The organism is Acidovorax sp. SRI_002 (assembly GCF_057586455.1).
On record NZ_JBYCZW010000008.1, the window covers coordinates 213,207 to 240,029 of the forward strand.

27 protein-coding genes are annotated in these 26,823 nt (G+C 66.7%); 10 read left to right on the forward strand and 17 right to left on the reverse strand.

The features are described 5' to 3' along the window. Positions 1–89 precede the first annotated feature (89 nt). From AC2YJX_RS21995 to AC2YJX_RS22010, 4 genes are all read left to right on the forward strand, one after another. Positions 90–1,370 (forward strand): cyclic di-GMP phosphodiesterase, encoded by a 1,281-nt coding sequence (locus AC2YJX_RS21995; protein WP_055395633.1) that lies wholly within the window; start codon positions 90–92, stop codon positions 1,368–1,370. A gap of 4 nt (positions 1,371–1,374) precedes the next feature. Continuing rightward, positions 1,375–2,331: a 1-phosphofructokinase family hexose kinase gene (locus tag AC2YJX_RS22000; protein ID WP_487257263.1), complete on the forward strand. Its 957-nt coding sequence runs from the start codon at positions 1,375–1,377 to the stop codon at positions 2,329–2,331. A 90-nt stretch (positions 2,332–2,421) separates the two neighbouring features. Further along, complete coding sequence (queA, locus tag AC2YJX_RS22005) at positions 2,422–3,567, forward strand: tRNA preQ1(34) S-adenosylmethionine ribosyltransferase-isomerase QueA (RefSeq protein WP_487257264.1); 1,146 nt, start codon at positions 2,422–2,424, stop codon at positions 3,565–3,567. Continuing rightward, positions 3,564–4,469 carry a DMT family transporter gene (locus AC2YJX_RS22010; RefSeq protein ID WP_487257265.1) on the forward strand — a complete coding sequence of 302 codons (906 nt, stop codon included), beginning with the start codon at positions 3,564–3,566 and terminating at the stop codon, positions 4,467–4,469. The genes queA and AC2YJX_RS22010 overlap by 4 nt, the downstream gene beginning before the upstream one ends. A gap of 27 nt (positions 4,470–4,496) precedes the next feature. On the opposite strand, the gene AC2YJX_RS22015 is transcribed toward AC2YJX_RS22010, so the two are convergent. The 3 genes from AC2YJX_RS22015 to AC2YJX_RS22025 form a co-directional block, all read right to left on the reverse strand. Continuing rightward, on the reverse strand, positions 4,497–5,111 hold the full coding sequence (locus AC2YJX_RS22015; RefSeq protein WP_487257266.1) for a hypothetical protein: 615 nt from the start codon (positions 5,109–5,111) through the stop codon (positions 4,497–4,499). A gap of 85 nt (positions 5,112–5,196) precedes the next feature. Then, positions 5,197–5,466: a helix-turn-helix domain-containing protein gene (locus tag AC2YJX_RS22020; protein WP_055395624.1), complete on the reverse strand. Its 270-nt coding sequence runs from the start codon at positions 5,464–5,466 to the stop codon at positions 5,197–5,199. A 24-nt stretch (positions 5,467–5,490) separates the two neighbouring features. Then, positions 5,491–6,090, reverse strand: coding sequence for a DUF2975 domain-containing protein (locus AC2YJX_RS22025; protein ID WP_121508346.1), 600 nt, complete (start codon positions 6,088–6,090; stop codon positions 5,491–5,493). Between the two features lie 59 nt (positions 6,091–6,149). On the opposite strand from AC2YJX_RS22025, the gene AC2YJX_RS22030 reads away from it, so the two are divergent. Next, the gene (locus AC2YJX_RS22030) at positions 6,150–6,788 is read left to right on the forward strand and encodes a hypothetical protein (protein ID WP_487257267.1); all 639 of its coding nucleotides are present in this window, start codon (positions 6,150–6,152) and stop codon (positions 6,786–6,788) included. A gap of 29 nt (positions 6,789–6,817) precedes the next feature. On the opposite strand, the gene AC2YJX_RS22035 is transcribed toward AC2YJX_RS22030, so the two are convergent. Next, on the reverse strand, positions 6,818–8,419 hold the full coding sequence (locus AC2YJX_RS22035; protein WP_487257268.1) for a gamma-glutamyltransferase family protein: 1,602 nt from the start codon (positions 8,417–8,419) through the stop codon (positions 6,818–6,820). A gap of 163 nt (positions 8,420–8,582) precedes the next feature. Continuing rightward, positions 8,583–9,566 carry a Bug family tripartite tricarboxylate transporter substrate binding protein gene (locus AC2YJX_RS22040; protein WP_487257269.1) on the reverse strand — a complete coding sequence of 328 codons (984 nt, stop codon included), beginning with the start codon at positions 9,564–9,566 and terminating at the stop codon, positions 8,583–8,585. 151 nt (positions 9,567–9,717) lie between these two features. On the opposite strand from AC2YJX_RS22040, the gene AC2YJX_RS22045 reads away from it, so the two are divergent. Further along, complete coding sequence (locus tag AC2YJX_RS22045) at positions 9,718–10,629, forward strand: LysR family transcriptional regulator (protein ID WP_487257270.1); 912 nt, start codon at positions 9,718–9,720, stop codon at positions 10,627–10,629. A 128-nt stretch (positions 10,630–10,757) separates the two neighbouring features. On the opposite strand, the gene AC2YJX_RS22050 is transcribed toward AC2YJX_RS22045, so the two are convergent. The 9 genes from AC2YJX_RS22050 to trpE form a co-directional block, all read right to left on the reverse strand. After that, positions 10,758–11,474 (reverse strand): uracil-DNA glycosylase, encoded by a 717-nt coding sequence (locus AC2YJX_RS22050; protein WP_487257271.1) that lies wholly within the window; start codon positions 11,472–11,474, stop codon positions 10,758–10,760. Positions 11,475–11,544: 70 nt separating this feature from the next. Next, positions 11,545–12,348: an indole-3-glycerol phosphate synthase TrpC gene (gene trpC / locus AC2YJX_RS22055; RefSeq protein WP_056065300.1), complete on the reverse strand. Its 804-nt coding sequence runs from the start codon at positions 12,346–12,348 to the stop codon at positions 11,545–11,547. Beyond that, positions 12,338–12,502: a hypothetical protein gene (locus AC2YJX_RS22060; protein ID WP_176887327.1), complete on the reverse strand. Its 165-nt coding sequence runs from the start codon at positions 12,500–12,502 to the stop codon at positions 12,338–12,340. Before AC2YJX_RS22060 ends, trpC begins: the two co-directional genes overlap by 11 nt. Positions 12,503–12,509: 7 nt before the next feature. Then, entirely contained in the window at positions 12,510–13,547 is a 1,038-nt protein-coding gene (gene trpD, locus AC2YJX_RS22065; protein ID WP_055395612.1) for an anthranilate phosphoribosyltransferase, read from the reverse strand. Between the two features lie 23 nt (positions 13,548–13,570). Then, positions 13,571–14,236, reverse strand: coding sequence for a LysE family translocator (locus tag AC2YJX_RS22070; protein WP_487257272.1), 666 nt, complete (start codon positions 14,234–14,236; stop codon positions 13,571–13,573). Between the two features lie 8 nt (positions 14,237–14,244). After that, positions 14,245–14,751, reverse strand: a complete 507-nt coding sequence (locus AC2YJX_RS22075) for a DinB family protein (protein ID WP_487257273.1) — start codon at positions 14,749–14,751, stop codon at positions 14,245–14,247. Further along, on the reverse strand, positions 14,748–15,332 hold the full coding sequence (locus AC2YJX_RS22080) for an aminodeoxychorismate/anthranilate synthase component II (protein WP_487257274.1): 585 nt from the start codon (positions 15,330–15,332) through the stop codon (positions 14,748–14,750). Before AC2YJX_RS22080 ends, AC2YJX_RS22075 begins: the two co-directional genes overlap by 4 nt. Then, entirely contained in the window at positions 15,329–15,676 is a 348-nt protein-coding gene (locus AC2YJX_RS22085) for a chorismate mutase (protein WP_176887331.1), read from the reverse strand. Before AC2YJX_RS22085 ends, AC2YJX_RS22080 begins: the two co-directional genes overlap by 4 nt. Then, entirely contained in the window at positions 15,673–17,172 is a 1,500-nt protein-coding gene (trpE, locus tag AC2YJX_RS22090) for an anthranilate synthase component I (protein WP_487257275.1), read from the reverse strand. The genes AC2YJX_RS22085 and trpE overlap by 4 nt, the downstream gene beginning before the upstream one ends. A gap of 361 nt (positions 17,173–17,533) precedes the next feature. On the opposite strand from trpE, the gene AC2YJX_RS22095 reads away from it, so the two are divergent. Both AC2YJX_RS22095 and AC2YJX_RS22100 read left to right on the forward strand, forming a co-directional pair. After that, positions 17,534–18,121: a chalcone isomerase family protein gene (locus tag AC2YJX_RS22095; protein WP_055395601.1), complete on the forward strand. Its 588-nt coding sequence runs from the start codon at positions 17,534–17,536 to the stop codon at positions 18,119–18,121. Between the two features lie 261 nt (positions 18,122–18,382). Then, positions 18,383–20,032, forward strand: a complete 1,650-nt coding sequence (locus AC2YJX_RS22100; protein ID WP_121421415.1) for a methyl-accepting chemotaxis protein — start codon at positions 18,383–18,385, stop codon at positions 20,030–20,032. A 7-nt stretch (positions 20,033–20,039) separates the two neighbouring features. Here AC2YJX_RS22100 and gph read toward each other — a convergent pair whose 3' ends face one another. From gph to AC2YJX_RS22115, 3 genes are all read right to left on the reverse strand, one after another. Then, on the reverse strand, positions 20,040–20,750 hold the full coding sequence (gene gph, locus AC2YJX_RS22105; RefSeq protein WP_487257276.1) for a phosphoglycolate phosphatase: 711 nt from the start codon (positions 20,748–20,750) through the stop codon (positions 20,040–20,042). An 80-nt stretch (positions 20,751–20,830) separates the two neighbouring features. After that, a complete protein-coding gene (locus AC2YJX_RS22110; protein ID WP_487257277.1) occupies positions 20,831–22,354 on the reverse strand; it encodes a hypothetical protein in 1,524 nt (507 codons plus the stop codon). A gap of 2 nt (positions 22,355–22,356) precedes the next feature. Beyond that, a complete protein-coding gene (locus AC2YJX_RS22115; RefSeq protein ID WP_487257278.1) occupies positions 22,357–23,715 on the reverse strand; it encodes an SPFH domain-containing protein in 1,359 nt (452 codons plus the stop codon). A 229-nt stretch (positions 23,716–23,944) separates the two neighbouring features. Between AC2YJX_RS22115 and AC2YJX_RS22120 the strand changes: the two genes are divergently transcribed. Next, the gene (locus AC2YJX_RS22120; protein WP_487257279.1) at positions 23,945–24,643 is read left to right on the forward strand and encodes a response regulator transcription factor; all 699 of its coding nucleotides are present in this window, start codon (positions 23,945–23,947) and stop codon (positions 24,641–24,643) included. Positions 24,644–24,672: 29 nt separating this feature from the next. Continuing rightward, entirely contained in the window at positions 24,673–26,769 is a 2,097-nt protein-coding gene (locus AC2YJX_RS22125; RefSeq protein WP_487257316.1) for a sensor histidine kinase, read from the forward strand. Positions 26,770–26,823 lie beyond the last annotated feature (54 nt).

Sequence of the window (26,823 nt, forward strand, 5' to 3'; positions counted from 1 at the left end):
GAACGACAAGGGCGGGGCAAAAAGGCTACCATGGTTACCGTTGATTACGCCTAAAGACGGGCGTTTATTCAGAGTTCAGGTCCCCTACCATGCTCAAGCGCATTCACATTCAGCATCTCACCCTGGGCATGTATCTGCACGAGTTCTGCGGGTCGTGGATGGACCACCCGTTCTGGCGGGCCAAGTTCTTGCTCAAAGACCCCGGGGACCTGGCCCGGATACAAGCCACTGCCATCCAGGAAATCTGGATTGACACCGACAAGGGGCTGGACGTGGCGGCGGGCACCGCGTCGGTGTCGCGCGAGGAGGCCGACGCGCAGATTGACACCGACTTCAGCCGCCTGGAGGACCTGCCGCCCATCAAAGTCACGCTGCCATCCCCACCGCCGCCGCCCAAGCGCAACCGCAATCCTGCGGACATGCACAGCGAACTCAAGATGGCCGCTGCCATCTGCGTGAAATCCAAAGAAGCCGTGGTCTCGATGTTCAACGAGGCCCGCATGGGCCGCGCGGTGGACTCGGCGAGTGCACAGAGCCTGGTGGAAGAAATTTCGGATTCCGTCACCCGCAACCCCGGCGCGCTCATCAGCCTGGCGCGCCTGAAAACGGCCGACGACTACACCTACATGCACTCGGTGGCGGTGTGCGCGCTGATGGTGGCCCTGGCCAAGCAGCTCAAGCTCAAGGACGACCAGCAGCGGCTGGCGGGCATGGCAGGCCTGCTACACGATCTGGGCAAGGCGGCCATCCCGCTGGCCGTGCTCAACAAGCCCGGCAAGCTCACTGACCAGGAATTCACCGTGGTGCGCAGCCACCCGGTGGAGGGCTACCACATGCTCAAGGAGGGCGGCAACGTGCCCGACGCCGTGCTGGACGCCTGTCTGCACCACCATGAAAAAGTCGATGGCTCCGGCTACCCCGACAAGCTGCAGGGCGAAGGCATCAGCGTGATCGCGCGCATGACGGCCATTTGCGACGTGTACGACGCCATCACCTCCGACCGGCCCTACAAGCGTGGATGGGACCCCGCCGAGTCACTGCGCCGCATGGCCGAGTGGACCAAGGACCATTTCGACGCCCGCATCTTCCAGGCCTTTGTCAAAAGTATCGGCATCTACCCTGTGGGCTCGCTCGTGCGCCTGACCTCGGGCCGCATCGGCGTGGTCACCGAGCAATCGGCCGCCGCACTCACCGCCCCCATGGTCAAGGTGTTCTTCTCGACCAAGTCCGACCTGCGCATCCCCCCCGAAATGGTGGACCTGTCTGCCCCGGGCTGCACCGAGAAGATCGTGGCGCGCGAAGACCCCGACAAGTGGCGCTTTCCGGACCTGAACGAGCTATGGTCAGGCTTTGCCGAAAAGGTCTGGTAGCCCGATGCCCGCACTGATCACCCTCACGCTGAACCCCGCCCTCGACCTGGCCACCACCACCGACCACGTTGCGCCCACCCACAAGCTGCGCTGCGGTCCGGCGCAGCGCTTTGCGGGTGGCGGCGGCATCAACGTGGCGCGGGTGCTGCACCGCCTGGGTGCGGACGTGTGCGCCTGGGCGCTGGCGGGCGGCGCGGCGGGTGCACAGGTGCAGCAGTTGCTGGCCGACGAGGGCGTGCCCACGCGACTGCAGCGCATTGCGGGCGATACGCGCGAGAACTTCTCGGTGGTCGAGACCACCACAAGCCAGGAGTTTCGTTTTGTGCTGCCCGGCCCCACGCTGCAACCCGCCGAGTGGCAGGCCTGCCTGGATGCGCTGGCTACCCACACACCGCCACCCCGCTGGCTGATTGCCAGCGGCAGCCTGCCGCCTGGCACGCCGGACGACTTCTACGCCCAGCTGGCGCGCGCCGCATCCGGCCGGGGCGTGCGGGTAGCCGTCGACACCTCGGGGCCGCCGCTGGCGGCGGCATTGCAGGCCGGGGTGGCGCTGGTCAAGCCCAGCCTGCGCGAGCTGCGCGACGTGATGCAAAAGCCGCTGGAACATGCGGCCGACTGGTGCACCGCCGCCAAGTCGCTGGTGCACAGCGGCGCTGCCGACATCGTGGCGTTGTCAGTGGGCGAACAAGGCGCCGTGCTAGCCACGCGCGAGGGCGTGTGGCAAGCGCCAGCCCTCAACGTACCCGCCACCTCCGGCACCACGGGCGCGGGCGACTGTTTTCTGGCGGCCCTGGTCTGGGCGCTGGACCGGGGCGATGCGCCGGCCGAGGCCCTGCGCTGGGGCGTGGCGGCCGGAGCGGCCGCGCTGCTGCACCCTGGCACCACGCTCGCACAGGCGGATGACGTGCGGCGGCTGGTGCGCAGTGTGCCCGCGCCGATGGCGTTCACCCCCCAGCCATAGCACCGCGCCTGCAGCGCCCGCACCCGCGTGTGACAATCGCGCCTTCCGCAATTTTTACCTTGGCACGGGCCCGTTCGGCCCTCAAGCACGATGACTGATCTCTCCAGCGGCGCAGCCAGCGCCCCCACAACACCCCGCGTGTTCACCCTCAGCGACTTCGACTTCTCGCTGCCCCCCGAACTCATTGCCCAGCACCCCGCGCCCGAGCGCAGCGCCTCGCGCCTGCTCGATGGCCGCGCCATGCAGCCGGTAGACCGCATCTTTCGCGAGCTGCCCGGACTGCTGCGCGAAGGCGACCTGCTGGTGTTCAACGACACGCGCGTGGTCAAGGCGCGCATCTTTGGCGAGAAGGCCAGCGGCGGCAAGCTGGAGCTGCTGATCGAACGCGTGCTGCCCGTCGAGGCTGGCAACCCGGGCAACGAAGTCGTGGCCCACATGAAGGTCAGCAAGAAGCCCCTGCCCGGCAGCGTGGTGCACATGGCCGGTGGCCGCAAGGCGGGCGGCTTTGACGCGCAGTTGCTGGGCCGCTGGCCCACCGAGGACGGCCCGCTGTTCCGCTTTGCGCTGCACGGCCCCGCAGGCGAATCGCCCTGGGAGCTGATGGACCGCCACGGCCACCTGCCGCTACCGCCCTACATCGAGCGCCACCAGAACAGCGACCACGACCCCGACGAGGCCGAGGACAGCCAGCGCTACCAGACCGTGTTTGCCCGCAACCCCGGCGCCGTGGCCGCGCCCACGGCCGCGCTGCATTTTGACGAGGGCGTGCTGGCCGACCTGGCTGCACGCGGCATCGAACGCGCCAGCGTCACGCTGCACGTGGGCGCGGGTACCTTCCAGCCTTGCAAGACCGAAAACCTGGCCGAGCACCAGATGCACAGCGAGTGGTACGAGGTGCCCCTGGCCACGCTGGCCGCGCTGGAGCGCTGCCGCCAGCGCGGCGGCCGTGTGGTGGCCGTGGGTACCACCACCGTGCGCACACTCGAATCCTGGGCGAAGACGGGCCAGGCCTCTGGCGACACTAACATCTTCATCACACCGGGCTTTGCATTCCAGGTAGTGGATGTGCTGATCACCAACTTCCACCTGCCCAAAAGCACGCTGATGATGCTGGTGAGCGCCTTTGCGGGCTACGCCCACATCATGGGCCTGTACCGGCACGCCATTGCGCAGCAGTACCGCTTCTTCAGCTATGGCGACGCGATGCTGCTGGAGCGTGCACGCAGCACGCCGTGAGTTCCTCAGGCCCTGCGACGTCGACCAGCCCCGCAGCCCGCCGGCGTGCGGCGCTGGCGGGCATCGCGCTTGCCGTCACGGCCTGCGCGTTCTTTGCGCTGCTGGACACCGCAAGCAAGCTGGTCAGCGTGGGCGTACCCATCGTCATGGCGCTGTGGATGCGCTATGTGTTCCAGTCGCTGCTGACCACGGCCTTCGTGCTGCAACGGGCGGGGCGCCCTGCCCTGCGCACCACACAGCCCCGCTTCCAGGCCTTGCGCGGCGCGCTGTTCGCCATGACCAGCCTGTTCGGCTTCATCAGCCTCACGGCCTTGCCGCTGGCGGAGTTCACGGCCATCGTGGCCACGGTGCCGCTGTGTGTGACGGTGGTGGCGGCCCTGTGGCTGCACCAGCCCGTGAGCGCGGTGCGCTGGCTGCTGGTGGTCACCGGCCTGGCGGGTACGCTGGCCATCATCCGGCCCGGTGGCGAGGCCTTCACCTGGGCGCTGCTGTGGCCGCTGTGCATGCTGGCTGCGGGCACGGGCTACCAGGTGTTGAGCAGCAAGATGGCAGGCCAGGAGAGCCCCGCCACCACGCAGCTCTACACCAGCTGGATCGCCACCGCGCTGGTGTCGCTGGGCGTGCCGTTCTTCTGGCAGCCGGTGAGCGACCCGTGGCTATGGGCGGGCATGTTCACCATGGGCCTGTCGAGCGCGGTGGGCCACATGCTGCTGCTCCATGCCTATGCGCGCACCACGCCGGTGACGATCGCGCCGTTCCTGTATTCGCAGATCGGGTTTGCCATGCTGGCGGGCTGGCTGGTGTACCGCCATGTGCCCGATGGCTGGTCGATGGCCGGGATCGCCGCGATCGTGCTCAGCGGCGCGGCCAGCACCTGGCTGACCGTGCGGGAAACGCGCTGACGGCACTGCCCAGCGCCGCCCCAGCATTCAGCGGCAGGTGCTGGTTGGCGCAACGCGGGGCGCGGCCCCCATGGCCGGAGGCTGGTTGGCCGAAGGCAACTCCACACAGTAGGTGCCCCAGGGACCCGCAGCCTGAACCATGCGCCGGCCCTCTGCGCCGCGCAGGTCGCGCTCGGCAATGCCAGATCCCAAGGCACCCGCTGGAGCGACTTCCCAGCGCTGATGCAGCGGCTGTGGTTGCTGTGCCCCTTGCCGGCGCTGCCAGGCTCGCTCGCGCTGGAGCGCCCATGCCACATCGTCCATGCTGGGAGCAGCCCGTGCGGCATCACCCGGCCCGGATGCCGGCGCCTGCGGCGCGGGCGCAACCGGCAGGGCGGCGGTCAAGCCCTCCACGCTGCCATCAGGCGCAGCAGACTCCACAGCGATCGGCCGCCCGCTGCGGGTAACGGCCTGCTTTGGGCCCTGCCCGCTGGCAACGGGTGTGGCGCTCCGGGTTGGAGCGGCAGGCTGGGGAACGGCAGCTGGCAACGGCTCGCTGGGTGCCGTAGACGCGGGCAGCGGCGCCAGCGTCACCCATACCATGGCAGGTGCATCGCTGCGCTCGGGCGAAGTTCGCAGAGCACCATCGCTTCTGCTCAGCATCGCCAGAACCAATCCATGCAGCAACAGCGCCCCACCTACTGCCCAGGCCAGTCGCGGGCCGAAGCCGCGCGTGCCTCGCACTGCCCTAGTCGCCCTGGGCCAAGCCACCAGCCTCGCCACGCGAAGGCGCCTCGCTATCCTTCGTGTCCGCATCGGGCACCCAGGCCAGCAGGTCTGCCGGCTGGCACTGCAGATAACTGCAGATGGCGGACAGGGTCTCGAAACGCACGCCCTTGACCTTTCCGCTCTTGAGCAGGGACAGGTTGGCCTCGGTGATGCCCACATGGGCCGCCAGATCGCGCGACTTGACCTTGCGGCGCGCGAGCATTTCATCCAGGGTCACGACAATCGCCATGGGAATTCCTTCGCTGGCGAGTTGCTAAACAAACGCATCCGCTTCGGCTTGCAGGCGGTGGCCCTCGGCCAGCACGTGCCCCAGGAGCAACATCATCAGTCCCACGACCAATACGCTCATTTCAAACGGCCCCACGCCCAGCGCCACCAGGCCGTTCTGCTGGCCGGAAGCCAGCCAGGACAGCAGCGCCGTCACCCCCGCCTGGTAGACGAGTGAAGTCACGAACATCGCCAAAAAGCCCCAGCCCACGCCACGGAACCCGTGCACCACCACTGGCCCGAACACGGCCCCGGCCAGAAAGGACCGGCAGATGCGATGCACGCACAGCACCGCATACAGCATGGCTGCAGCGGGAATGCACTCCAGCGCCACGCCCACCCAGCGCCAATGGGTCTCCATGGAGGGCGGCGGTGTGAGGCCAACCAACAAGGCCTGCGAGGGCACCACCGAAAGCGGCATCCAGCCACCCCAACCCGTTTCATGCCCGATGGCCGCCCAGCGCGCCATCGACAACACCAGCGATACCAGGGCACACGCCCAGCTGGCCGCGAGAAGGCCCCAGGCCAGGCGGCGAAACGAGGGGCTGTGAACAGAAGATACCGATGGGGGTAAATGTTGCGTCATGGTTGGTGAATTTTTCTGTAAAACAATAATAATATACCGTCAAACAGAAATTTACTACCATGCTTTTTTTCCTAACGCCCCTGCGCCCTTTGGCTTTTCTCCGTGCTTTCTCGTGTTTTTTGGCCCTGGTGCTGCTGTCGGCCTGTGGCAGTGTGCCGGTGTCATCACTGTGGAAGCTGCGGCAGCTCCAGCTGGAGACGCTGGACCCCGCCGCGCTGCGCGCCGCCGTGGTACACAGCCCGGGCCTGCAGCTTCATGGCAACGCACTGGAGCTCACAGTGAGCGTTTCGCGCACGCTGCGCAAGCCCGGGGGAGCCATCGCCACCGAGCGCCTGGAAGAAAAATTGCCCCTGCAGGAGCTGCGCAGCACGGCCGATCGCAGCGTGCTCGCGGAATATGAAACGTCCCGGACCCATGTGCAGGTCTGGCGGATCGACCCCGCCGCCCTGCCGCGCCTGCAGGCTCTGCGAGAGCGGGCCATGGGCTGGAAAGGCACGGACGATGGTTCCCGTCAGTTGGGCCTGGGGCTGGAACTGTCGGGCTGTCAACAAGGCGGCTCCGGCAGCCGCGTCGTGACCACCCTCTTGCGATTCACCGACACAGGGGAATACATCCCGCTGGTACGCAACCTCGACCTTGCGGAGACGATGCCAGCGCACGAGCTCGCCAAGCGGTTTCCGGCCTGCACAACGCGCTGAGCCGCCTCAGTGCGCTGCGCGCAAGGCCGTCAGAACGCTACCGCGTGCCCGTCCTTGCGCGGGTCGGAGCCTGCGATGTAGCTGTTGCCGTTCTTCAGCACCAGCTGGGCGCCGCCAAAGGCGAACACGCCGTTGCCCTCTTCCACCGTCACTTCGTGCCCGCGCGCGCGCAGCGCGGCGACCACGGCAGGGTCAAAGCCTGGCTCCACGGCCACACCCTTGCCGCCCGTCACACGCCAGCGGGGCGCATCAGCCGCCGCCTGCGGGTTCTGGCCGTAGCGCAGCACGCGCAGTGCCATCTGGGTGTGGCCCTGGCTCTGCATCGGCCCGCCCATCACGCCAAACGCCATCTGGGGCGTGCCGTCGGCATGCATGGCAAAGGCCGGGATGATGGTGTGCGAGGGGCGCTTGCGCGGCGCCACCTGGTTGGCGTGGCCCGGGATCAGGTTGAAGCCGTGGCCCCGGTTCTGCAGGCTGATGCCCGTGCCCGGCACCACCACGCCCGAGCCAAAGCCCATGTAGTTGGACTGGATGAACGAGACCATCATGCCGGACGCGTCGGCCGCCGCCAGGTACACCGTGCCGCCGGGGCGCGGGGCGCCGTAGCCAGGATCGCCAGCGCGCGTGGTGTCCATCAGCGCGGCGCGGCCGCGCAGGTAGTCGGGGTTCAGCAGCGCATCGGGCTTGACGTGCATGGCGTCGATGTCGGCGTTGTACTGGTGCAGGTCGGCAAACGCGAGCTTCATGGCCTCGATGCTGGCGTGCACGGTCTCCACATCGTCCACCGGGTGAGCGCCGATGCCATGCGCGTCGAGCATGCCCAGCGCCATCAGTGCGGCAATGCCCTGGCCGTTGGGCGGAATCTCATGGACCACCGACTCGCCAAACCGCTGCTGGACGGTGCCAACCCAGTCGGCCTGGTGCGCGGCCAGGTCGGCCAGCGTCAAGGCACCGCCATTCGCCTGCGCATGCGCCGCGATGCGCTCGGCGATCACGCCGCGGTAGAAAGCCTCGCCCTCGGTCTCGGCAATCAGCTCCAGCGTGCGCGCATGGGCTTCGCTGCGGAAGATTTCGCCCGCCTGGGGCACGCGACCATTCGGCATGAAGCACTCGGCAAACCCGGGCTGCGTGCCCAGCTTGGCCGCGCCCAGCGCCCACAGGCGGGCGATGGTGGGCGAAACCGGGAAGCCATTGCGCGCATATTCGATGGCGGGCTGGGCCAGTTGTGCAAACGGCAGCTTGCCCAGGCGCTTGGAGAGCGCCACCCAGGCCGACACGGCACCGGGCACGGTGACGGCGTTCCAGCCCGTCTCGGGGATGCCGCCCAGCTTCTCGAAGTATTCAGGCGTCCATGCCGCAGGCGAGCGGCCCGAAGCATTGAGGCCGTGCAGCTCCTTGCCATCCCACACGATGGCAAACCCGTCGCTGCCCAGGCCGCAGCCCGTGGGCTCCACCACCGTGAGGGCCATGGCGGCGGCAATGGCGGCGTCCACCGCGTTGCCACCGGCCAGCAGCATGCGCAGCCCCGCCTGCGCCGCCAGTGGTTGCGACGTGGAGACCACATTGCGGCCCATCACCGCGCTGCGGTGGGAGGCGTAGGGAAGGGACCAGTCGAGGGCTTGGGGGTTCATGTGATGGGACTCCATGGCGGGCCAGGACCCGCTCGGATGAAAACTGGCGTGTCCGAGGAAAAGGACACCGAGGAAGGGCCGCCCCGCACCGAGGGTGTCGTCCCCTCGCCCGCATCGCGCAGCGGTGCGAGAGCGGGGGGAAGGCGCGCAGCGCCTCAGGGGGTTATTCAATGCTTATTTTGTGTTGGCGAATCACCGTCGCCCAGCGGTTGCTGTCCGCCTGCACCATGGCACCAAACTGCGCGGGTGTGCGCGGCGCGGCGGGCTCCACGCCCAGCTTGGCCAGGCTCTCGGCCACCTCGGACGCCTGCACGGCCTTGGCAAAAGCCTTGTGCACGCGGTCCACCAAGGCGGGGGGAGCCCCGGCGGGCAGGTACACGCCAAACCAGGTCACCGACGAATAGCCGGGCAGGCCAGATTCGGCCAGCGTGGGCAGCTCGGGCGCCAGGGTGCTGCGCTTTTCGCTGGTGACAGCCAGCGCGCGCAGGCGGCCCGCCTTGGCGTGGGGCATGCCCGTGGGCAGCGAATCGAACAGCACATGCGTCTGCCCGGCTATCAGGTCGGGGATGGCCAGGGCCGTGCCCTTGTAGGGGATGTGCGTCATCTCCACACCCGCCTGGGCGCTGAAGGCGGCCGTGTTCAGGTGCACGATGGTGCCATTGCCGCTGGTGGCGTAGTTGAGCTTGCCGGGGTGGGCCTTGGCGTAGGCAATCAGTTCGCCCACGGTCTTGACCGGCAGGCTGTTGGTGACCAGCAGCACGCTGGGTGCGTCGGCCACATGGGCCACCGGCGTGAAGTCCTTGCGCGGGTCATAAGCCAGCTTGGGCATGAGGTGGGGCGAGATGGCATGTGTACTGCTGGTGGTCAGCAGCAGGGTGTAGCCGTCGGGTGCGGCCTTGGCCGCCTCGGCCGTGCCCAGGGTGCCGCCGGCGCCGGGCTTGTTGTCCACCACCAGTTGCTGGCCCAGGTCGGCCGCCACGCGCTGGGTGACCACGCGGGCCACCAGGTCGGTCGCGCCGCTGGCTGGGAAGGGCACGATCACCCGCACGGGGCGATCCGGCCAATTGGCTTGTGCCTGCGCGGCAGATGCCAGCACCAGCAGGCCGGCCAGGCCCCAGACACCACGGCCCCAGGAAAGTAGACGCATACAGAGCACTCCCGCAAAGAAATCGGACACAAAGAGGATGGAACCATCTTAGGAAGCTGCGCCTTGCTTGACCAACAGCATTTCAGCAAGCTGCTTTGCCATCACGGCAAACCGGCGCATACTGAACACCTCCCTCTCCGCCCCTTCCTCCATGCGTCCCCACCTGCTGCAAGACACCACCCTGCGCTACTTTCTGGCCGTGGCGCAGAGTGGATCGCTCACCGAGGCCTCGGCTCGGCTGCATGTGGCTGCTTCGGCCCTCAGCCGGCAGATCGCGGGGCTGGAGGCCCAGCTGGGCACGCCCCTCTTTGAGCGCCACCCGCGCGGCATGGTGCTGACAGCGGCGGGCGAGATCCTGGCCGTGCACGCCCGCCGCACGGTGCTGGACGCCGAGCGCGCACTGGGCGAGATCGGCGCGCTGCAGGGCCTGCGCGCGGGGCAGGTGCGCCTGGCCACCTCCGACGCATTTGCCAACGAGCTGGTGCCGCGCCTGTGCGTGGAGTTCCAGCGCACCTATACCGGGGTGCAGTTCAGCGTGATCGCCCTGCCCACGGCCCAGGTGCCCGACGCCGTGCGCAGCGGCACGGCCGACATCGGCCTGTGCTTCAGCCGCGCGCCGCACAAGGACATCGACGTGGCCTACCGCCAGAGCGCCCCGGTGCTGGCCCTGCTGCCGCCCGGCCACCCGTTGGCCAGCGCAGGCAGCGTGACCCTGGCGCAGGTGGCCGAATACCCCTTGGCGCTGCCCCCGCCCGAGACCACGGTGCGCCAGATGATCGACATCGTCTGTAGCCGCCAGGGCCTGCAGCTCGACGCCGTGCTCATCAGCAACCATGCCAAGACGGTGGTCAACTTTGTGCTGCTGGGCGGCGGCCTGTCCGTGGCCAGCGAGATCGCCGTGCGCCACCTGGTGGCCGAGGGTGCCATCGTGGCCCTGCCCATCAGCGACCCCGGCATGGACCTGCGCGACATCGAAATCCAGACCCTGGCCGGGCGCAGCCTGCCGGTGGCGGCGCAGGCGTTTCTGGAGCTGCTCAAGGAGCGGCTACCGCAGCAGTGGTAGCCCTTGGCATCGGTTATCCGGCGTGCTGGTCATCACCCGGCAGCCCCAGGCGAATCGGCCCCCCGGGCACCGTGGCATCCACTGGCACCCCACCGCGCGTTACGCGCAGGCGGTGCTGCAAACCCTGCTCAGTAACCGTGCTGCGCGCGAAAATCCCGCGCCTTGCCAAAGTGCCCGTTGCCAATAAAAGGGACAGGCGGGCGCAGTGCCGACAGGGGCGAGGGGTGGTTGGATGTGAGCACCAGGTGCCCGCGGTCTGCGGGAATCCACGCGCGCTTGGACTGGGCGTGCGAGCCCCAGAGCATGAACACCACCGGGCGCGGGCCTTCGGCCACATGGCGGATGACGGTGTCGGTCAGTTCCTCCCAGCCCTTGCCTGCATGGCTGGCGGCCTGACCCTCTTCCACCGTGAGGCAGGTGTTGAGCAGCAGCACGCCGTTCTTCGCCCACTTGACCAGGCTGCCGCCGGGGTTCGGGAACGGGGGGAAGGCCACCCCCAGGTCGCGCTGCATTTCCTTGAAGATGTTCTGCAGCGAGGGCGGCAGGCGCACGCCCGGCGCCACCGAAAACGCCAACCCCTCGGCCTGGCCCCGGCCGTGGTACGGGTCCTGCCCCAGGATGACCACACGCACGTCTTCGGGTGACGTCAGCTCCAGCGCCCGCAGCGGCTGGGGCGGAAAGATCGCCGCACCCGCCTGCAGCCGCGCCTGCAAGAACGCGAGCAACGCCTGCCCGCGTGCGCCGGCGAAAAAGGCGTCCGCCAACGGCTGCCAGCCGGGCGCCACGGGCCAGTCGGCGGGGTTGGCGCTTTGGAGTTGGGCCGGGGTCTGGGAAGTTGAATTCATGGTCAAAATAGGCTTTAGCGCTTTACCATCAAGCGCAAGCAGCTATTAAAACAGGAGTTTTCGCCCTCTCTCACCCAAAGAGCTTGGCCAAGGCCAGGCCCGGATCATCCGCCCGCATAAAGGCTTCGCCCACCAAGAAGGCGTGCACACCAGCGTCGCGCATGGCCTTCACATCGGCAGGCTTCAAGATGCCCGACTCGGTGACCAGAAGCCGGTCCGCAGGCACGTCCTTGAGCATGGAGAGCGTGGTGTCCAGCGTGACCTCGAACGTGCGCAGGTTGCGGTTGTTGATGCCGACCAGCGGAGTCTTGAGCTTCAGGGCGCGCTCCAGCTCGGGCCGGTCATGCACCTCCACCAGCACCGCCATGTCCAGGCTGCGTGCAATGGCCTCGAAGTCGGCCATCTGGGCGTCGTCCAGGCTGGCCGCAATCAGCAGGATGGCGTCGGCGCCCATGGCGCGCGATTCGTAGATCTGGTACGCATCCACCATGAAATCCTTGCGCAGCACAGGAAGCAACGTGCTGGCGCGGGCTTGTTTCAGGTAGTCGGGCTGGCCCTGAAAGAACTGCCGGTCGGTCAGTACCGACAGGCAGGCCGCGCTCACCTTGCCATCGCCTTCCATATAGCTCTGGGCAATGTCAGCGGGCTCGAAGTCGGCGCGCAGCACCCCCTTGCTGGGGCTGGCCTTCTTGATCTCGGCAATCACCGCCGCCTGGCCCTTGGCGATCTTGGCGCGCAGCGCGCCTTCAAAGTCGCGCGTGAGCACACGGCTCTCGGCGTCGGCGCGCATGGCTTCAAAGGACAGGCGCTTTTTTGCTGCCGCTACTTCTTCGTGCTTGACGGCGACGATTTTGTTGAGGATGTCACTGCTCATGGTGCGCGGCCTTTGGGTTGTCGGTTTCGGTGTCGTCGGACTCAGGGGAGCCCTGTTTCAGAATTTTGGTGAACACGCGGTGCATCACAAACCCGGCCACGATGAAAAGGGCAGAGATGCCCAGTGCAATCCAGGTGCCAGGGTCGCGCCACATGGCCGTGTCAGGCCGCCGTGGCCAGCGCGTGCGTGCGCGTGACCACCTGCTCCAGCTTGGCCAGCGCGGCGCCCGACGCAATCACGGCACGGGCCTTGGCCAAGCCTGCGGGCACCGAATCGACCACATTGGCGGCATACAGTGCCACGCCCGCGTTCAGGCACACGATGTCTTGCGCGGCGCCAGGCTCGCCCTTGAGCACGCCGATCAGCATCTCCCGCGACTGCTCGGGCGTCTCAACCTTGAGCGCGCGATTGCTCGCCATCGGCAGGCCAAAGTCCTCAGGGTGGATTTCGTACTCGGTGATCTGGCCGTTTTTCAACTCACCCACCAAAGTGGCAGCGCCCAAGCTGACTTCGTCCATGCCATCACGGCCGTACACCACCAGCGCGTGCTCGGCGCCCAGGCGCTGCAGCGCGCGCACCTGGATACCGACGAGGTCGGGGTGGAACACGCCCATCAGGATGTTGGGAGCCCCGGCCGGGTTGGTGAGCGGGCCCAGGATGTTGAAGATGGTGCGTACGCCCAGCTCCTTGCGCACCGGGGCCACGTTCTTCATGGCCGGATGGTGGTTGGGCGCAAACATGAAGCCGATGCCGACTTCTGCAATGCACTGGGCGATCTGCTCGGGCTTCAGGTTGATGTGGATGCCCAGGGCCTCCATCACATCGGCGCTGCCGCTTTTGCTCGACACACCGCGCCCGCCATGCTTGCTGACCTTGGCACCGGCGGCGGCGGCCACGAACATGGAGCAGGTGGAGATATTGAAGGTGTTGGCACCGTCGCCGCCCGTGCCCACGATGTCCACCATGTGGGTCGCGTCCTTGACGTGGACCTTGGTACTGAACTCGCGCATCACCTGCGCAGCGGCGGTGATCTCGCCGATGGTTTCCTTCTTCACGCGCAAGCCGGTGATGATGGCTGCGGTCATGACGGGCGACAGCTCGCCATTCATGATGAGCCGCATCAGATGCAGCATTTCGTCATGGAAGATTTCGCGGTGCTCGATGGTGCGCTGCAGCGCTTCCTGGGGGGTGATGGGCATGACGGTGTCTCCTGGGGTGGCGGTCAAGCCGCCGGTTGATCAGTAAAGGCCAGCTTGAGTCCGAAGCCGATGAACATGGCGCCTGCCAAGCGGTCCAGCCAGTGCATGCCGCGCTGGATGGCTGTGGCACGGCGCGCCATCCACGAGGCCGCCAGCGCCCACCCCACGTTGACGGGGATGGCGTTCACGTTGAACAGCACGCCCAGCAGCACAAAGGCCAGCGCCTTGTTGTCGGTGCCCGGCGCGATGAACTGCGGCACAAAGGCCAGGAAGAAGATGGCGACCTTGGGGTTGAGCACATTGGTCCAGAAGCCCCCCAGGAACACCTTGCGAAGTGGCGTGTGCTGCACAGGGGCGGCCTGCGCCGCCGCCAGCGCGGCCGTGTTGCCATTGTCGGCGCCAGGTTTGGACAGCAGCATGCGCACGCCCATCCACATCAGGTACGCCGCGCCGATCCACTTGAGCACCGTGAATGCCGTGGCCGACGTGGCCAGCAGCGCGCCCACGCCCACGGCGGCCGCGAAGATGTGCACAAAACAACCGGCCGTGATGCCCAGGCCCGCCACGATGCCCGCGCGCGTGCCGGAACGCAGCGCGTTGGTAACGATGTAGAGCACATCGGGCCCGGGCGTGAGGTTGAGCAGCCAGCCTGCCGCGATGAACATGAGCAGTTGATGAAGTTCGGGCATGGGTGTGTCTACCAGCGTCGGTCAGGTTCCAGTCGATGCAGGAAGGTCGTCAGCGAATCGCGCGGAGGCTGCACCGCATGCGCGGCCAGGATGCGCCCTGCTGCCCCCCGGTGGTACGTGCCATGCACAACCAAGTGGTTCAGGATCTCGCTGCGCGACATGCGCCCCGTGTCGCCGTCGGTGAAGCGGAACGCCACCGGTTCGGCCAGCTGCGCATCATCCAGCCCGCCCACGTACTGCACATACCAGTCGTCCGACGCGCGCACGGTATCGCTCAGGGTTGCCAGCTCCGGCGTTTCATCGGTGTTGGTGGCCCGGTAGGTGGTCTGGGGCAGGCCCTGCAGGTGGCTGGCAAAGATGCGGTCCACCACGTAGGTGTGGTTCAGGATGCGCACAAACAGACGGTAGTCGTCGGCAGGCAGCGCGCCTTGCGATGCCGCGCCCAGTGCCAGCAGTTCCTGGTTGGCCCAACGCTTGTACTGGAAAAGCTGGGCCAGGCCCTGGGGGGCTGTCATGCGCGCTGCTCCAGAAAGTTCTTGAGCATGGCGTGGCCGTGTTCGGTGAGGATGCTTTCGGGGTGGAACTGCACGCCTTCGATCGGCAGCGTCTTGTGGCGCACGCCCATGATTTCGCCGTCGTCGGTCCAGGCGGTCACTTCGAGCACATCCGGGCAGGTGGCACGCTCGATGGCCAGCGAGTGGTAACGGTTGACGGCGAATTGCTCCGGCAGACCCGCAAACACGCCCTTTTGTGTGGTGGTGATCACGCTGGTCTTGCCATGCATGAGCTCCTGCGCACGGATGATGGTGCCGCCAAAGGCTGCACCAATGGCTTGATGACCCAGGCACACGCCCAGGATGGGCAGCTTGCCGGCAAAGTGCTGGATCGCTGCCACCGAGATACCGGCCTCTGCAGGTGAGCAAGGCCCGGGCGAGATGACCAGGCGGTCAAGCTGGCCCGCGTTCAGGCGCGCCTCGATCTCGGCCACGGTGATCTCGTCGTTGCGGAACACCTCGACCTCGGCGCCCAGTTCACCAAAGTACTGGACGATGTTGTAGGTAAAGCTGTCGTAGTTATCGACCATCAAGAGTTTCATGCGGCGCTCCCGGCAGTGGCGGGCTCGCGCAGGCGGGCGAACTCGCGGTGTTCATAGGCAATGCAGACTTCCATGAGGCTGCGGTAGATGGCTTCGATCACGTCGGCATCGCCGCCTTCCGCCTGGGCACGTTCGCGCACACGGTCCACGATGGCCTGGATGCGCGCTTCGTCGCGCACCTGTTCCACGCCTTGCTTGATGCGCGCGGCCTGGGTCATGTAGCCCACGCGCTCCACCAGCAGGGGCACCAGCACGTCGTCCAGCGCGTTCACTTCGCGGCGCACGTCCTGCATGGTGGTGCAGGCCTTCACTTTGGCGATGGCCTTGGGGTCACGGATCGTCATTCCAGGCCCTCCTCAACCAGTTCGGCGGCGCGCAGCAGCGCGCGGGCCTTGTGCTCGGTTTCTTTCCATTCCAGCTCGGGCACCGAATCGGCCACCACACCGGCAGCCGCCTGCACGTAGAGCGTGCCGTTCTTGATGATGCCGGTGCGGATGGCAATGGCCACATCCATGTCGCCCGCATAGCTCAGGTAGCCGCAGGCGCCGCCATACAGGCCGCGTTTGGTGGGTTCGAGCTGGTCGATGAGTTCCATGGCGTGCACCTTGGGCGCGCCGGTGAGCGTGCCTGCGGGGAAGGTGGCCTTGAGCACATCCATGCTGGTCATGCCCTCGTTCAGGATGCCTTCGACGTTGCTCACGATGTGCATCACGTGGCTGTAGCGCTCCACGGCAAAGGCTTCGGTCACCTTCACGGTGCCAGTTTTGGCGATGCGGCCGATGTCGTTGCGCGCCAGGTCGATCAGCATCACGTGTTCGGCACGCTCCTTGGGGTCGTTGATGAGTTCGACCTCGGTGGCCTTGTCCTTCTCGGGCGTGGCGCCGCGCGGGCGAGTGCCGGCCAGGGGGCGGATGGTGACCTTGGTGCCCTCGTCGGTCTTCTCCTGGCGCACCAGGATCTCGGGGCTGGCGCCCACCACATGGAAGTCGCCAAAGTCGTAGAAGTACATGTACGGCGACGGGTTCAGCGAACGCAGCGCGCGGTACAGGCTCAGGGGGCTTTCGGTGTAGCGCTTGTGGATGCGCTGGCCCACCTGCACCTGCATGAAGTCACCCGCAGCAATCAGCTCCTTGGCGCGGTTCACAGCGGCCAGGTAGTCGGCCTTGGCAAAGTCGCGCTGGGCGGGGTGGCTTTCGGTGGCCTTGACCACGGGGGCACTCACCGAATACTTGAGCTGCTCTTTCAGCTCACGCAGGCGCTTCTTGGCGCGGGTGTAGGCCTCAGGCTGGGCCGGGTCGGCGTAGACGATGAGGTAGAGCTTGCCCGAGAGGTTGTCGATGACCGCCAGTTCTTCGCACTGCAGCAACAGGATGTCGGGGCACCCCAGGGTGTCGGGCGGACAGGTGGTCTCCAGCTTCTTTTCGATGTAGCGCACCGCGTCGTAGCCAAAGTAGCCCGCCAGGCCGCCACAAAAGCGCGGCAGGCCGGGGCGCAGCGCCACCTTGAACCGCTTTTGGTATGCCTCAATGAAGTCGAGCGGATTGCCCTGGGCGGTTTCGACCACCTGGCCGTCCGTCACGACCTCGGTTTTGGCCTGCGCCCCAAAGCCGCTGGCCCGCAGCAGCGTGCGTGCGGGCAGGCCGATGAAACTGTAGCGCCCGAAGCGCTCGCCACCCACCACGGATTCGAGCAGGAAGCTGTGCTTGCCCCCGTCCTTGGTGTGCGCCAGCTTCAGGTACAACGAGAGCGGGGTTTCCAGGTCCGCAAAGGCCTCGACCATGAGCGGAATACGGTTGTAGCCTTCGCTGGCCAGGCTTTTGAATTCAAGTTCTGTGATCACGGGGAGGGCTCCCAGCTGTCGCAGCGCGTGTCCCTGTCAATGAAAAAGGGGCGCTGCGGTCCATTCAATCGGCCTCACCGCATCGGGGTGGAGGCCACGGGTGCACGCTGGGGCTGCTGCCCAGGTGCCATCAGGCGTTCAAAGCGACAGGCTGACGCCAGGGCCAGGCTCCCCGGTCGCTGCAACCTGTGATGAACACGTGGTGAATGAACATGGGCCAAAGTGTAGCAAAGCTTTTTTCAGGGCCTGAGTTGACGACTCTCAAGGCGAGATCGCACAACCACTCGAAAACCCTGTTGCGGCCCGGCAGGAGCACTGCAACAATTTGAAACGAACGACCGTTCTTTTTTAGGAGTTGCGCATGAAGTTTCTCCAGCGATGTGCCGCAGCAGCCGTGGCCTGCCTGTTGGCGGCCGGTGCTATTGCCCAGCCCATCACCGTGGCCGACGTCAAGTATGAAGAGACGAGCAGCCTGAGTGGCAGCAGCCTTCAGCTCAATGGCGCAGGGGTTCGCTACAAGGCCGTGTTCAAGGTGTACACCGCAGGCCTGTACCTTGAAAAGAAGGCCTCGACTCCCGCTGAAATCATGGCCCTGAAGGGCCCCAAGCGCATGAGCATCACCATGCTGCGCGAGATCGACTCCACCGAGCTGGGCAAGCTGTTCTCGCGCGGCATGGAGGACAACATGGACCGCGCAGCGTTCTCCAAGCTCATCCCGGGCGTGCTGCGCATGAGCCAGATCTTCTCGGACCACAAGAAGCTGCAGGCGGGCGACCAGTTCATGATCGACTGGATACCAGGTACCGGCACGGTGATCACGGTCAAGGGCAAGCCCCAGGGCGAGCCTTTCAAGGAGCCGGAGTTCTTCAACGCGCTGCTGGGCATCTGGCTGGGCAATGTGCCCGCCGACTGGAAGCTCAAGGACGCCCTTCTGGGCAAGCCTGCGTAACCCCCTGGGACAAACCCCGAGGCACTTCCGCCCGGGGCTGTCCCGCGCCCGACAGACGCGCTCCCTACTCGGGAGTAGCCTTTGGACCAACGAGCACACCCGCCCCTCACTGACGAAACAACGGCCTCTTGCTGCGCGCACCCCGCAGTCACTGATGCCACGGCCTGAACCGAGTTTTTCGCGCTACCCGCGCCCCGCAACGAGCCGTCTGTAACGCCCCCATTTTCTGCCCCCAGATACCTTTTTGCGCCAGACCCCACCATGAAACTCAGCAACCTTTCCGTCGGCCTGCGCCTGGGCGCGTCGTTCGGTGCCATCCTGCTCATCACCGCGTTGATTGCCGCCACCGGCATGTGGCGCATCGCGAGCCTGCAAGGCGCCAGCGAACGCGTGGCCACCCAGGAGATCGAGCAGCAGACCCTGGTGGAGAACTGGGCGTCAGACATCCGCCTGAACTGGGTGCGCACCGAGGCCTTCCTCAAGGCCATTGACCGCGACTACATGGAAAAGCTCACGGCCGACACGCAGGCCACAGCCAAAGGCATCGAGGGCAAGGTCCAGCGCATCGAAGGCCTGGTACAGGGAGACAAGAACCGTGCGCAACTGGCCACCATTGCCGCCGCCAGCAAGGCCTACAACGACAAACTCGCCGAGATCCGCGAACTGCACCGTGGCGGCGAGCCCAATGTGCCCACGCTGGTGGACAAGGACTTGCGCCCTCTGGCGGACAAGTACCTCCAATCCCTCGACGACCTGCGCACTGCCATGGCCGCGCAGCTGGCCGACAGCCAGGGCGACACCAGCACGCTGGCCAAGGCCAGCCAGGTGTTGCTGGGCGTGGGCACACTGATAGCCGTGGCACTGGGGGCACTATTGGCCTTCACCGTCACACGCTCCATCGTGCAACCTGTGCAGCGGGGCAAGCAGGCGGCGGAGAGCATTGCCGATGGCGACCTGACCCACCCCATCGAAGCCAGCGGCAATGACGAAACCGGCCAACTGCTGCAGGCGCTGGCCACCATGCAATCGCGCCTGGCCACCATCGTCGGCAATGTGCGCCACAACGCAGAAGGCGTGGCCACCGCCAGCGTCGAAATTGCTTCCGGCAACAATGACCTCTCGGCACGCACGGAACAGCAAGCCTCAGCCTTGCAGCAGACCGCCGCATCCATGGAAGAACTTGGCTCCACTGTGCGCCAGAACGCCGACAACGCGCGCACGGCCAATCAGCTCGCCATGAGCGCATCCACCGTGGCCCAACAGGGAGGCGATGTGGTGGCCGAAGTGGTCGAGACCATGAAGGGCATCAACGACAGCAGCCGCAAGATCGCCGACATCATCAGCGTCATCGACGGCATCGCCTTCCAGACCAACATCCTGGCCCTGAATGCTGCCGTGGAGGCTGCGCGCGCGGGCGAACAGGGGCGCGGCTTTGCCGTGGTGGCCGGGGAAGTGCGCAGCCTCGCTGGACGCAGCGCTGAAGCCGCCAAGGAGATCAAGGGTCTGATCGGCACCAGCGTGGAGCGCGTGGAGCGCGGCACAGCCCTGGTGGACAAGGCCGGCGCCACCATGAGCGAAGTGGTTGCATCGATCCGCCGCGTGACGGAGATCATGGGCGAGATCAGCGCAGCCAGCAGCGAACAGAGTCAGGGTGTCTCGCAGGTGGGCGAAGCCATCACGCAGATGGACCAGGCCACGCAGCAGAACGCGGCCCTGGTAGAGCAAAGCGCAGCAGCGGCCGACAGCCTCAAGACACAGGCGGGGCAGCTGGTGGATGCGGTGGCGGTCTTCCGCCTCTCAGCCAACACCACCCGCCACGGCGATGCAACGCCCGCCCCTGTGCGCGGCAGCAGCATCAGCGCATCGCGACTGGACTACCGCGCCGTCGCGCCACGCCAGTTACCCGCCTGAGAGCGGCTCAGGTCAGCTGCGCCAGCGAATCCACAAAACCGTCGGCATCCACGGCCCGAACGGGCGCGCCGTGGTTGTAGCCGTAGGTGACCAGCACCACGGGGCACCCGGCCGCGCGGGCAGCCTGCGCGTCGTTGCTGGAATCGCCCAGCATCAGCGTGCGCGCGGGGGCAGTGCCCAGCGCTTCGCAGGTCTTGAGGAGGGGCAGAGGATCGGGCTTCTTGCGCTCGAAGGCGTCACCGCCAAACACTTTCTCGAAATACCCATCGAGGCCCTTGGACTTCAGAAGCGGCAGCGCAAATTCCGTGGGTTTGTTGGTCAGGCAGGCCAGGCGCAGCCCCCGGGCACGCAGCGCCTTCAGACCGTCCTCTACACCCCGGTAAACCCCTGCAAACTGGCCATTGATCGCCAGGTAGTGGCGCTGGTAGCTGGCCCAGGCTGCAGGATAGTATGCTTCGCTTTTTATAGCATCTTGCGCAATACCATCAAGCGCTAGCACGTGTTTTAACACTGATCGCAGCAAATGCTCCGAGCCTTTGCCCACCATGTGTTCGATGTGCAGGGCCTCGATGGCCGGCAGGGCCAGCTCACGGAGCATGCGATTGATCGCCTCGTTGAAATCCCCCATGGTGTCCACCATGGTGCCGTCCAGGTCCACGATGACGGCATCTACACGGGACAGCAGAGAAGACAACATGGGGTCGGCGGCGTGGGACATAAGGCAGAAAGACGGAAGAGGAAAAAGTTGCCCAAGTTTAAGGAACCGATGAAGCCTTCTTCCTCCCGCCCACCCTGCACTTAGCGCAAGCTCAGCGTCTGCCGCTTCCACGCAGGGTCTTGCCAGCGCTGAAACAAAGGCAGCGCCGCCACATCCCCTGTGACCCGCTCAGTGGTCAGGCCGTCCAACCGCACCACCTCAAAGCTCTTGCGGTAGCGCCCCTGGCCCCGCGCCTCGCGTGCCACCAGCATCTGCTGTCCGCCAGGCACCCATCCGGCCCACTCGGCCACGCCGGTTTCTGGCGTGGTGGCCGCTGGCGGCAGCACATCGGCGAGCCAGCCGCCTTCGGTCTTGCGCAGCACCCACAGCTCGCGCCAGCCTTCCAGGGGTTGCACGGCCAGGGCCACCGCCGTGCCTTCGCGGTTGGTGCTGGCCGACGCAGACCAGACCACGCCATAGGTGCAACGGCGCAGCAGCGGGGCCTGGGCCGTGTGCTGGGCATCCACCAGCAGCACACAGGTTTCGCCGGGAGCGCCGGGCTCGGTCACCAGGGTCGGGCGGGCTGCTTTGGACGGGGCCGCTGGCGCGGTAGTGGGCACCAGTGCCCAGCGCACCGCACTCACCCGCATGGCAGCGTCGTTGTAGGTGCTTTGATCCTCGTCGGGCAGGTCGGCCTTGCTCACGCCGGTGAACTCGGTCAGCGCGCGCGCAGCAGCGGCAGCCACCGCTGGATCTGCAACATTTTTGCGCGCCTGCTCGAAAGCCGTGGCGCCCCACACGCTGGCGCGGCGCATCTGTACGCGGTTGCGCAGGTAGGGCGGCAAGCCGGCAACGTCCACACGCTCCAGCACATCGACCTGCCAGGCGTGCACCTTGGCGCGTTCGTGGGCTGGCAGGTCGGGGTTGATGCACTCTGGCCGCGTCAGCGCCAGGGCGGCGCGGGCGCGCTGGGCGGCATCGGCCACCGGCATGGCCAGCACGCGGCGAAAGGCTTCGCCTTCATAGCAAACCTGCATGCGGCCCTCCACCTCATAGGTGGCAAAACGCACGCCGTAGGCATTGGCCACATCCAGGTGCGCGGACAGCGTGGCCCCCGAAGCCTTGCCCGGCACAGCCACCGAGGCGCGACGTGCAAGCCGGTCGGCGAACGTGCCCAGCGCATCAAAAGCCTGCGCGCCCTCGACACCCGCCAGCAGCTGGCCGGGAGCCGCCTGCAGGTACGCGGCGGTGAGGCCAATCCCCAGCGCCTCAGCACCCGGCGTGTCTTGCATGAAACGCAGCACAGCCAGCAACGCGGGGCCTTCGGCCTCGGTCAGTGCCATGTGGCGCACATCGCTGGCGCGGATGAAGCCGCCGCGCTCACGCTTGTGGTCCCACACCTGCAGGTAATCCAGGCGCTCGCCGCGCACCTCCAGCACCTCGCCCTGCCACAGGCTGGCCTGCTGCTGGGCGCCATCGCGCGGCGCGGCACGCAGGCTGGCCTGGTCCTGCACCACGATGGCACTGCCCAGGGTATTGACCGAAGCAGGAGGCACGGCGGCAGAGGCCACCGTGACTGCAGCGCTGGCGACCGCTGCGATGAAAGTCAAGGTCGTGAGATTCATGTTCACTGCTCCACAGCCTGGACGGTGGAGGTGTCGTCGGCCACGCCCGCAGCCTGCACGACACCGGCTTGCGCATTGCGGTTGCCGCCCAGCAGCGCCGCGCCGATGAAATCACCGTTGGTCGGAGGCGGCGCGATGATGACCTGGATCTTGTCGGAGAGCTTGTCGGCCAGCGTCTTCTGGATGAGCAGCGGATGCTTGGTGACCAGCGCTCCTTCGCGCGCCATCTGCTCGGCGTTCACCTTGCCAATGCGGTCCATGCGGTAGGCCTCGGCCTCAGCCAGCTTCTGGCGGGCATCCGCCTCGCCGTTGGCTTCGATGCGGCGGGCCTGGGCGCTGCCCTCGGCGGCCTTGATGCGCGATACCTTTTCGGCCTCGGCCTCCAGCTGGCGCTGCTCGATCTGGCGCTGCTTGAAGGGCAGCACATGCTTCATCGCCTCTTCCTGGGCGCGGGCGGCGATCACCTGCTCGCGGGCCGCAGCTTCAGCAGCCACCTCGCGGCGCACCTTGTCGGCATTGGCGTCGAGTTCGGTCTCCTTCACACGCTTGTCTTTCAGCTCCAGCGTGTAGCGCATCTTCTCGGAAGCCAGTTCCTCGGCCAGCAGGCTGTCCATGCCGCGGCGGTACTCGGCGGGCAGGTCCACCTTGCCGATCTGCACGTGGCGCAGCAGCACGCCATCGGCGGCCAGGCGCGTGCGCAGTTCGGTCTCGATGATTTGTGCGATCTCGGCACGCTTGGACGAGAAAATTTCACGCACGGTGTAGCGGGCAAACACCTTGTAGACCAACCCCTGCACGGCAGGTGCCACGATGTCGGCGTCCACATCATCGGGCAGGCGGCCAGCCTTGACGGTTTCGGAGGCAGGATCGAGTGCGTAGCGCACGCTCAGGTCAAGCCCGAACGACAGTCCTTCCACCGATTGCAAGGGTGCGCTGCCATTGGCCTGGCGCATGGCTTCAGGGCGGTAGCTCTGGTCCCGCAGAGAGAAGATGCGCACGCTGTGCAGGCCCGGAACCACCCACATGCTGCCATCACGCCACTGGCTCACCGAACCGGTGAACTGGTTCATGCGGACCGCCAGCTCCCCCTGGCCCAGCTGCTGCACCGGCGGGTGGCGAAGCACAAGCCCCCCTGCACCGACCACCACGGCACCGGCCACCATCCAGCGCACCGTGCTGGCCGTGGGCAGCAGGTATGCCCAGTGGATGCGCCCTGCGTCCACGTCTGCGGATGCTGGCATGGCAGCTTCCGTCTGCAAAGGTGCCGCGTCTTGCGGCCATTCGCCGCCGGCGTCCAGCGGGCGGGGAGCGGCATTGCGACCACGCAGGGCTTGTACGATGCGGTTCCAGGCGGTTTTCATGGGGTTTCTCTCTCTCGGTAGGGTGTGATTTGTTGTCTGCTTCTGAGCGGCCTCACCGGGCTGCTCATTGGGGACTGATTCTTCGGCTTCACCCCGGAAGCAACAACACAGCGCGCACCCCAAAGCCCTCACACCCACCGCACAAACCCTCCGGGCCCGGAAGAAACCTTCACACCGGGCAAGCAAGGCGCCCCGGATAATCGACGCACCCTTACTCCGCGCCCCGCCCATGACCCGCATCGCCGTGATCGAAGACGACCTGCCCACCAGCAACCAGCTGGCGGGCTGGATTGCCAGTGCGAAGAGCGGCATCGTGATTGACCAGTGGTTCACGCGCGACGACGCCGAAGCCGCCCTGGCGCGCGAGCACTACGACGCCGTGGTCCTTGACATCGAACTGGGCCGTGAGCGCCATGCGGGCGTGGCGCTCATCAACGCCATCAACAAGCGCCGTCAGGGCACACCGGTGCTGGTGGTGTCGGCCATGCCTGCGGCCATCTACCGCAGCATCATGAAGGCGCTGGACGCGTGGGACTACCTGCAAAAGACCACGTTTGAGGAGGCCGACTTCATCGAGACCTTTCTCGACATCCTGCGCACCACGCAGGCACAGACTCCGACCCGCGCAGCACCCGCCCCGGTGGGCGATGCGCTGGTGCTGGACCCGCTGTGGCAGCGCTCTCCCACCTGGCGCGGCGAGCGCATCAACCTGCCGCTGACGGCCCAGCGCATCCTGGCCACGCTGCACCAGCGCAGTGGCGAGGTGGTGTCGTACGACGAACTTTTTGAGGTGGTGAAAAGCGGGCGCAACCGCGATAACGTGCGCAAGCACGTCAGCACCATCCGCGAGGCCCTGCGCGAGGTGGACCCCAGCTTTGAAGGCATCGAGAACGTGCCCATGCGCGGCTTTCGCTGGACTGGCAAGTGAAGCGTCTGCTCCGCCACCCCGCGCTGGAGATGCCCCGCCTGGGCCTACCCGCCTTCCGGTTGCGGATTCTGGTGCGCGGTGTGTTTGTGCTGCTGGCGCTAGCCACCGTCGCGCTGAGCGTGGTGCTGCTCAAGGAAGAAAAGGAGCGTGGCTGGCAAAGCTACCAGCATGGCTTCGCGCGCAGCCAGTCCGAGGTCATGGCCCGTCTGCGCCACCCCTCTGGGCAGTTGGCTTTGCTCAATGCTGGCAACCGTGGCGCCGCCCCCGCGCCGCTGGCGCCCCTGCTGCTGCCCTATGCGGCGCTAGATTTCGACGACCAAAACAAGGCCCAACAGGCCGTGGAAATGGCGGGCTGCGCGGTGCAGTACCCCGACGGTTCGTCGGTCTGCGCGGCCATCGGCAACAACCCCTATGCAGGGGGCTTCATCTACCTGGTGGGCAGCTTCTACGCGGGCGAGCTGGTGCCCCGCGAACGTGGCGCACTGGATGTGCAGGCCGTGCACCGCGCCCGCATCACGCTGGACATGCGCGGCGCTACCTACCGCTGGGTGGCGCCTTTTGAAGCACTGCCACCCCAGGGCACGATCAGCACCCGGGGCCGCCTGACAGGATTCGTGGACAGCGGAGAAGAGTCCCTGGATGCCCGGGCGCGGCCAGTGCGGGATTTTCGCGGCTGGCTCTGGCAGAACGGCCAGTGCCGGGATCTGGCGGGCGCCGTGCCCGATTGCCTGCGCCGCACCTTCTACTCCATCCGCCTGCCGGTGGAGCTGTTCCGCGAAGCGCTGTTTGACAAGCAGCGCCTGGTCTGGCCGCCACAGGATCTTGGCAACATGCGCGTGCGGGTGGAAATGCTGGCGCCCGGCACAGGCGCGGCGCTGTTCGACAGCAATGCCCCCGGTGCCCAGGCTGCGGCTTCGCTGGCGGATGTGGCGCGCACCCTGCTGCCCGGCGAACAGGTGCAGATCCGCAAGCTGGGCACGAGCGACAGCGAAGCGATCACGCTCAAGGGTTCCGAAGTGCAGGCAGACCCGTCGGCGCCCTGGCTGCTGCGCCTTATCAGCTGGCTGCCGCTGGAGTGGCAAGCCGCTGGCGATCATCAGGCGCAGCCGGTACCGGCCGGCCTCGACATTCTGGACACCCCGGCGGGCAACTATGCCGTCACCTTTACCGGCAACCTGCGCGGCGTGGAGCAGGGCCTTGCCGCCGTGGCCACCCGCATGTCGTGGTACCTGGGCGCCATGCTCGCGGCCATCGCGCTGGCCTGGCTGGTGGTGGAGGTGGGCCTCATCCGCCGCGTGACCGCCCTCACCCGCCGCGCGGCAGCGGTTTCGTACAACGTGCAGGACGGGCACATCGGCCCCCGCCTGGGCGACCTGGACGTGTCGGACCTGCGCGGGTCGGACGAGCTGGGCATTCTGGCTGGCGGCCTGGCCGACCTGCTCCAGCGCGTCAAAGACGATATCCAGCGCGAACAGTTGCGCGCCCAGCAGGAGCGCGACATGTGGCATGCCGTGGGGCACGAGATCATGTCCCCCTTGCAATCGCTCATGGTGCTGCACGGCAGCGCCGACGACCCGGGCCACCGCTACATCCAGCGCATGCAACAGGCCGTGCATGTGCTGTATGGCACGGCCTCCCCTGCGGAGGCGTTGCAGGCGGCCGACGTGCCGCAGGGTCGACTGGACCTGGATGCCTTCCTGCGCCACGTGGCCAACAACGCGCACTTTGCAGGCATCGACAACGTGGTCTATGAAGGAGGGGCGGGCCCGGTCATCGTTCGGGCGGACGAATTTGCATTGGAAGACGTGGTGACCCACATCCTGCGCAATGCCGACCGCTACCGCCCGCCGGGCACGGCCATCACACTGACGCTGGCGGCCTCCGAATCGACTGCCAGCGCCACGCTGCGCAACCAGGGTGTCACCATTGCCGAGGATCTGCTGGGGCGCATCTTTGAGCTGGGTGTGTCCGACCCCAGCCTTCCCATGCCCGACGGCGAGAGCGGGCACCGGGGCCAGGGCCTGTTCGTGGCCAAGACCTACATGGCCAAGATGGGCGGCACAATCAACGCGCGCAATACGGCCGACGGCGTGGCCTTCGTCCTGACTTTTCAGCGCCTGGGCTGACCAGGCCCGAAACGCGCGCCCCGCGCACGGCAGGGGGCGGCACTGTCCGACAGG

Bases quoted from the DNA above. Each gene is read 5' to 3' on its own strand.
- AC2YJX_RS21995 (WP_055395633.1), top strand. From the start codon at position 90: ATGCTCAAGCGCATTCACATTCAGCATCTCACCCTGGGCATGTATCTG.
- AC2YJX_RS22000 (WP_487257263.1), top strand. From the start codon at position 1,375: ATGCCCGCACTGATCACCCTCACGCTGAACCCCGCCCTCGACCTGGCC.
- queA (WP_487257264.1), top strand. From the start codon at position 2,422: ATGACTGATCTCTCCAGCGGCGCAGCCAGCGCCCCCACAACACCCCGC.
- AC2YJX_RS22015 (WP_487257266.1), bottom strand. From the start codon at position 5,111: ATGCTGAGCAGAAGCGATGGTGCTCTGCGAACTTCGCCCGAGCGCAGC.
- AC2YJX_RS22020 (WP_055395624.1), bottom strand. From the start codon at position 5,466: ATGGCGATTGTCGTGACCCTGGATGAAATGCTCGCGCGCCGCAAGGTC.
- AC2YJX_RS22025 (WP_121508346.1), bottom strand. From the start codon at position 6,090: ATGACGCAACATTTACCCCCATCGGTATCTTCTGTTCACAGCCCCTCG.
- AC2YJX_RS22030 (WP_487257267.1), top strand. From the start codon at position 6,150: ATGCTTTTTTTCCTAACGCCCCTGCGCCCTTTGGCTTTTCTCCGTGCT.
- AC2YJX_RS22035 (WP_487257268.1), bottom strand. From the start codon at position 8,419: ATGAACCCCCAAGCCCTCGACTGGTCCCTTCCCTACGCCTCCCACCGC.
- AC2YJX_RS22040 (WP_487257269.1), bottom strand. From the start codon at position 9,566: ATGCGTCTACTTTCCTGGGGCCGTGGTGTCTGGGGCCTGGCCGGCCTG.
- AC2YJX_RS22045 (WP_487257270.1), top strand. From the start codon at position 9,718: ATGCGTCCCCACCTGCTGCAAGACACCACCCTGCGCTACTTTCTGGCC.
- AC2YJX_RS22050 (WP_487257271.1), bottom strand. From the start codon at position 11,474: ATGAATTCAACTTCCCAGACCCCGGCCCAACTCCAAAGCGCCAACCCC.
- trpC (WP_056065300.1), bottom strand. From the start codon at position 12,348: ATGAGCAGTGACATCCTCAACAAAATCGTCGCCGTCAAGCACGAAGAA.
- AC2YJX_RS22060 (WP_176887327.1), bottom strand. From the start codon at position 12,502: ATGTGGCGCGACCCTGGCACCTGGATTGCACTGGGCATCTCTGCCCTT.
- trpD (WP_055395612.1), bottom strand. From the start codon at position 13,547: ATGCCCATCACCCCCCAGGAAGCGCTGCAGCGCACCATCGAGCACCGC.
- AC2YJX_RS22070 (WP_487257272.1), bottom strand. From the start codon at position 14,236: ATGCCCGAACTTCATCAACTGCTCATGTTCATCGCGGCAGGCTGGCTG.
- AC2YJX_RS22075 (WP_487257273.1), bottom strand. From the start codon at position 14,751: ATGACAGCCCCCCAGGGCCTGGCCCAGCTTTTCCAGTACAAGCGTTGG.
- AC2YJX_RS22080 (WP_487257274.1), bottom strand. From the start codon at position 15,332: ATGAAACTCTTGATGGTCGATAACTACGACAGCTTTACCTACAACATC.
- AC2YJX_RS22085 (WP_176887331.1), bottom strand. From the start codon at position 15,676: ATGACGATCCGTGACCCCAAGGCCATCGCCAAAGTGAAGGCCTGCACC.
- AC2YJX_RS22095 (WP_055395601.1), top strand. From the start codon at position 17,534: ATGAAGTTTCTCCAGCGATGTGCCGCAGCAGCCGTGGCCTGCCTGTTG.
- AC2YJX_RS22100 (WP_121421415.1), top strand. From the start codon at position 18,383: ATGAAACTCAGCAACCTTTCCGTCGGCCTGCGCCTGGGCGCGTCGTTC.
- gph (WP_487257276.1), bottom strand. From the start codon at position 20,750: ATGTCCCACGCCGCCGACCCCATGTTGTCTTCTCTGCTGTCCCGTGTA.
- AC2YJX_RS22110 (WP_487257277.1), bottom strand. From the start codon at position 22,354: ATGAATCTCACGACCTTGACTTTCATCGCAGCGGTCGCCAGCGCTGCA.
- AC2YJX_RS22115 (WP_487257278.1), bottom strand. From the start codon at position 23,715: ATGAAAACCGCCTGGAACCGCATCGTACAAGCCCTGCGTGGTCGCAAT.
- AC2YJX_RS22120 (WP_487257279.1), top strand. From the start codon at position 23,945: ATGACCCGCATCGCCGTGATCGAAGACGACCTGCCCACCAGCAACCAG.
- AC2YJX_RS22125 (WP_487257316.1), top strand. From the start codon at position 24,673: ATGCCCCGCCTGGGCCTACCCGCCTTCCGGTTGCGGATTCTGGTGCGC.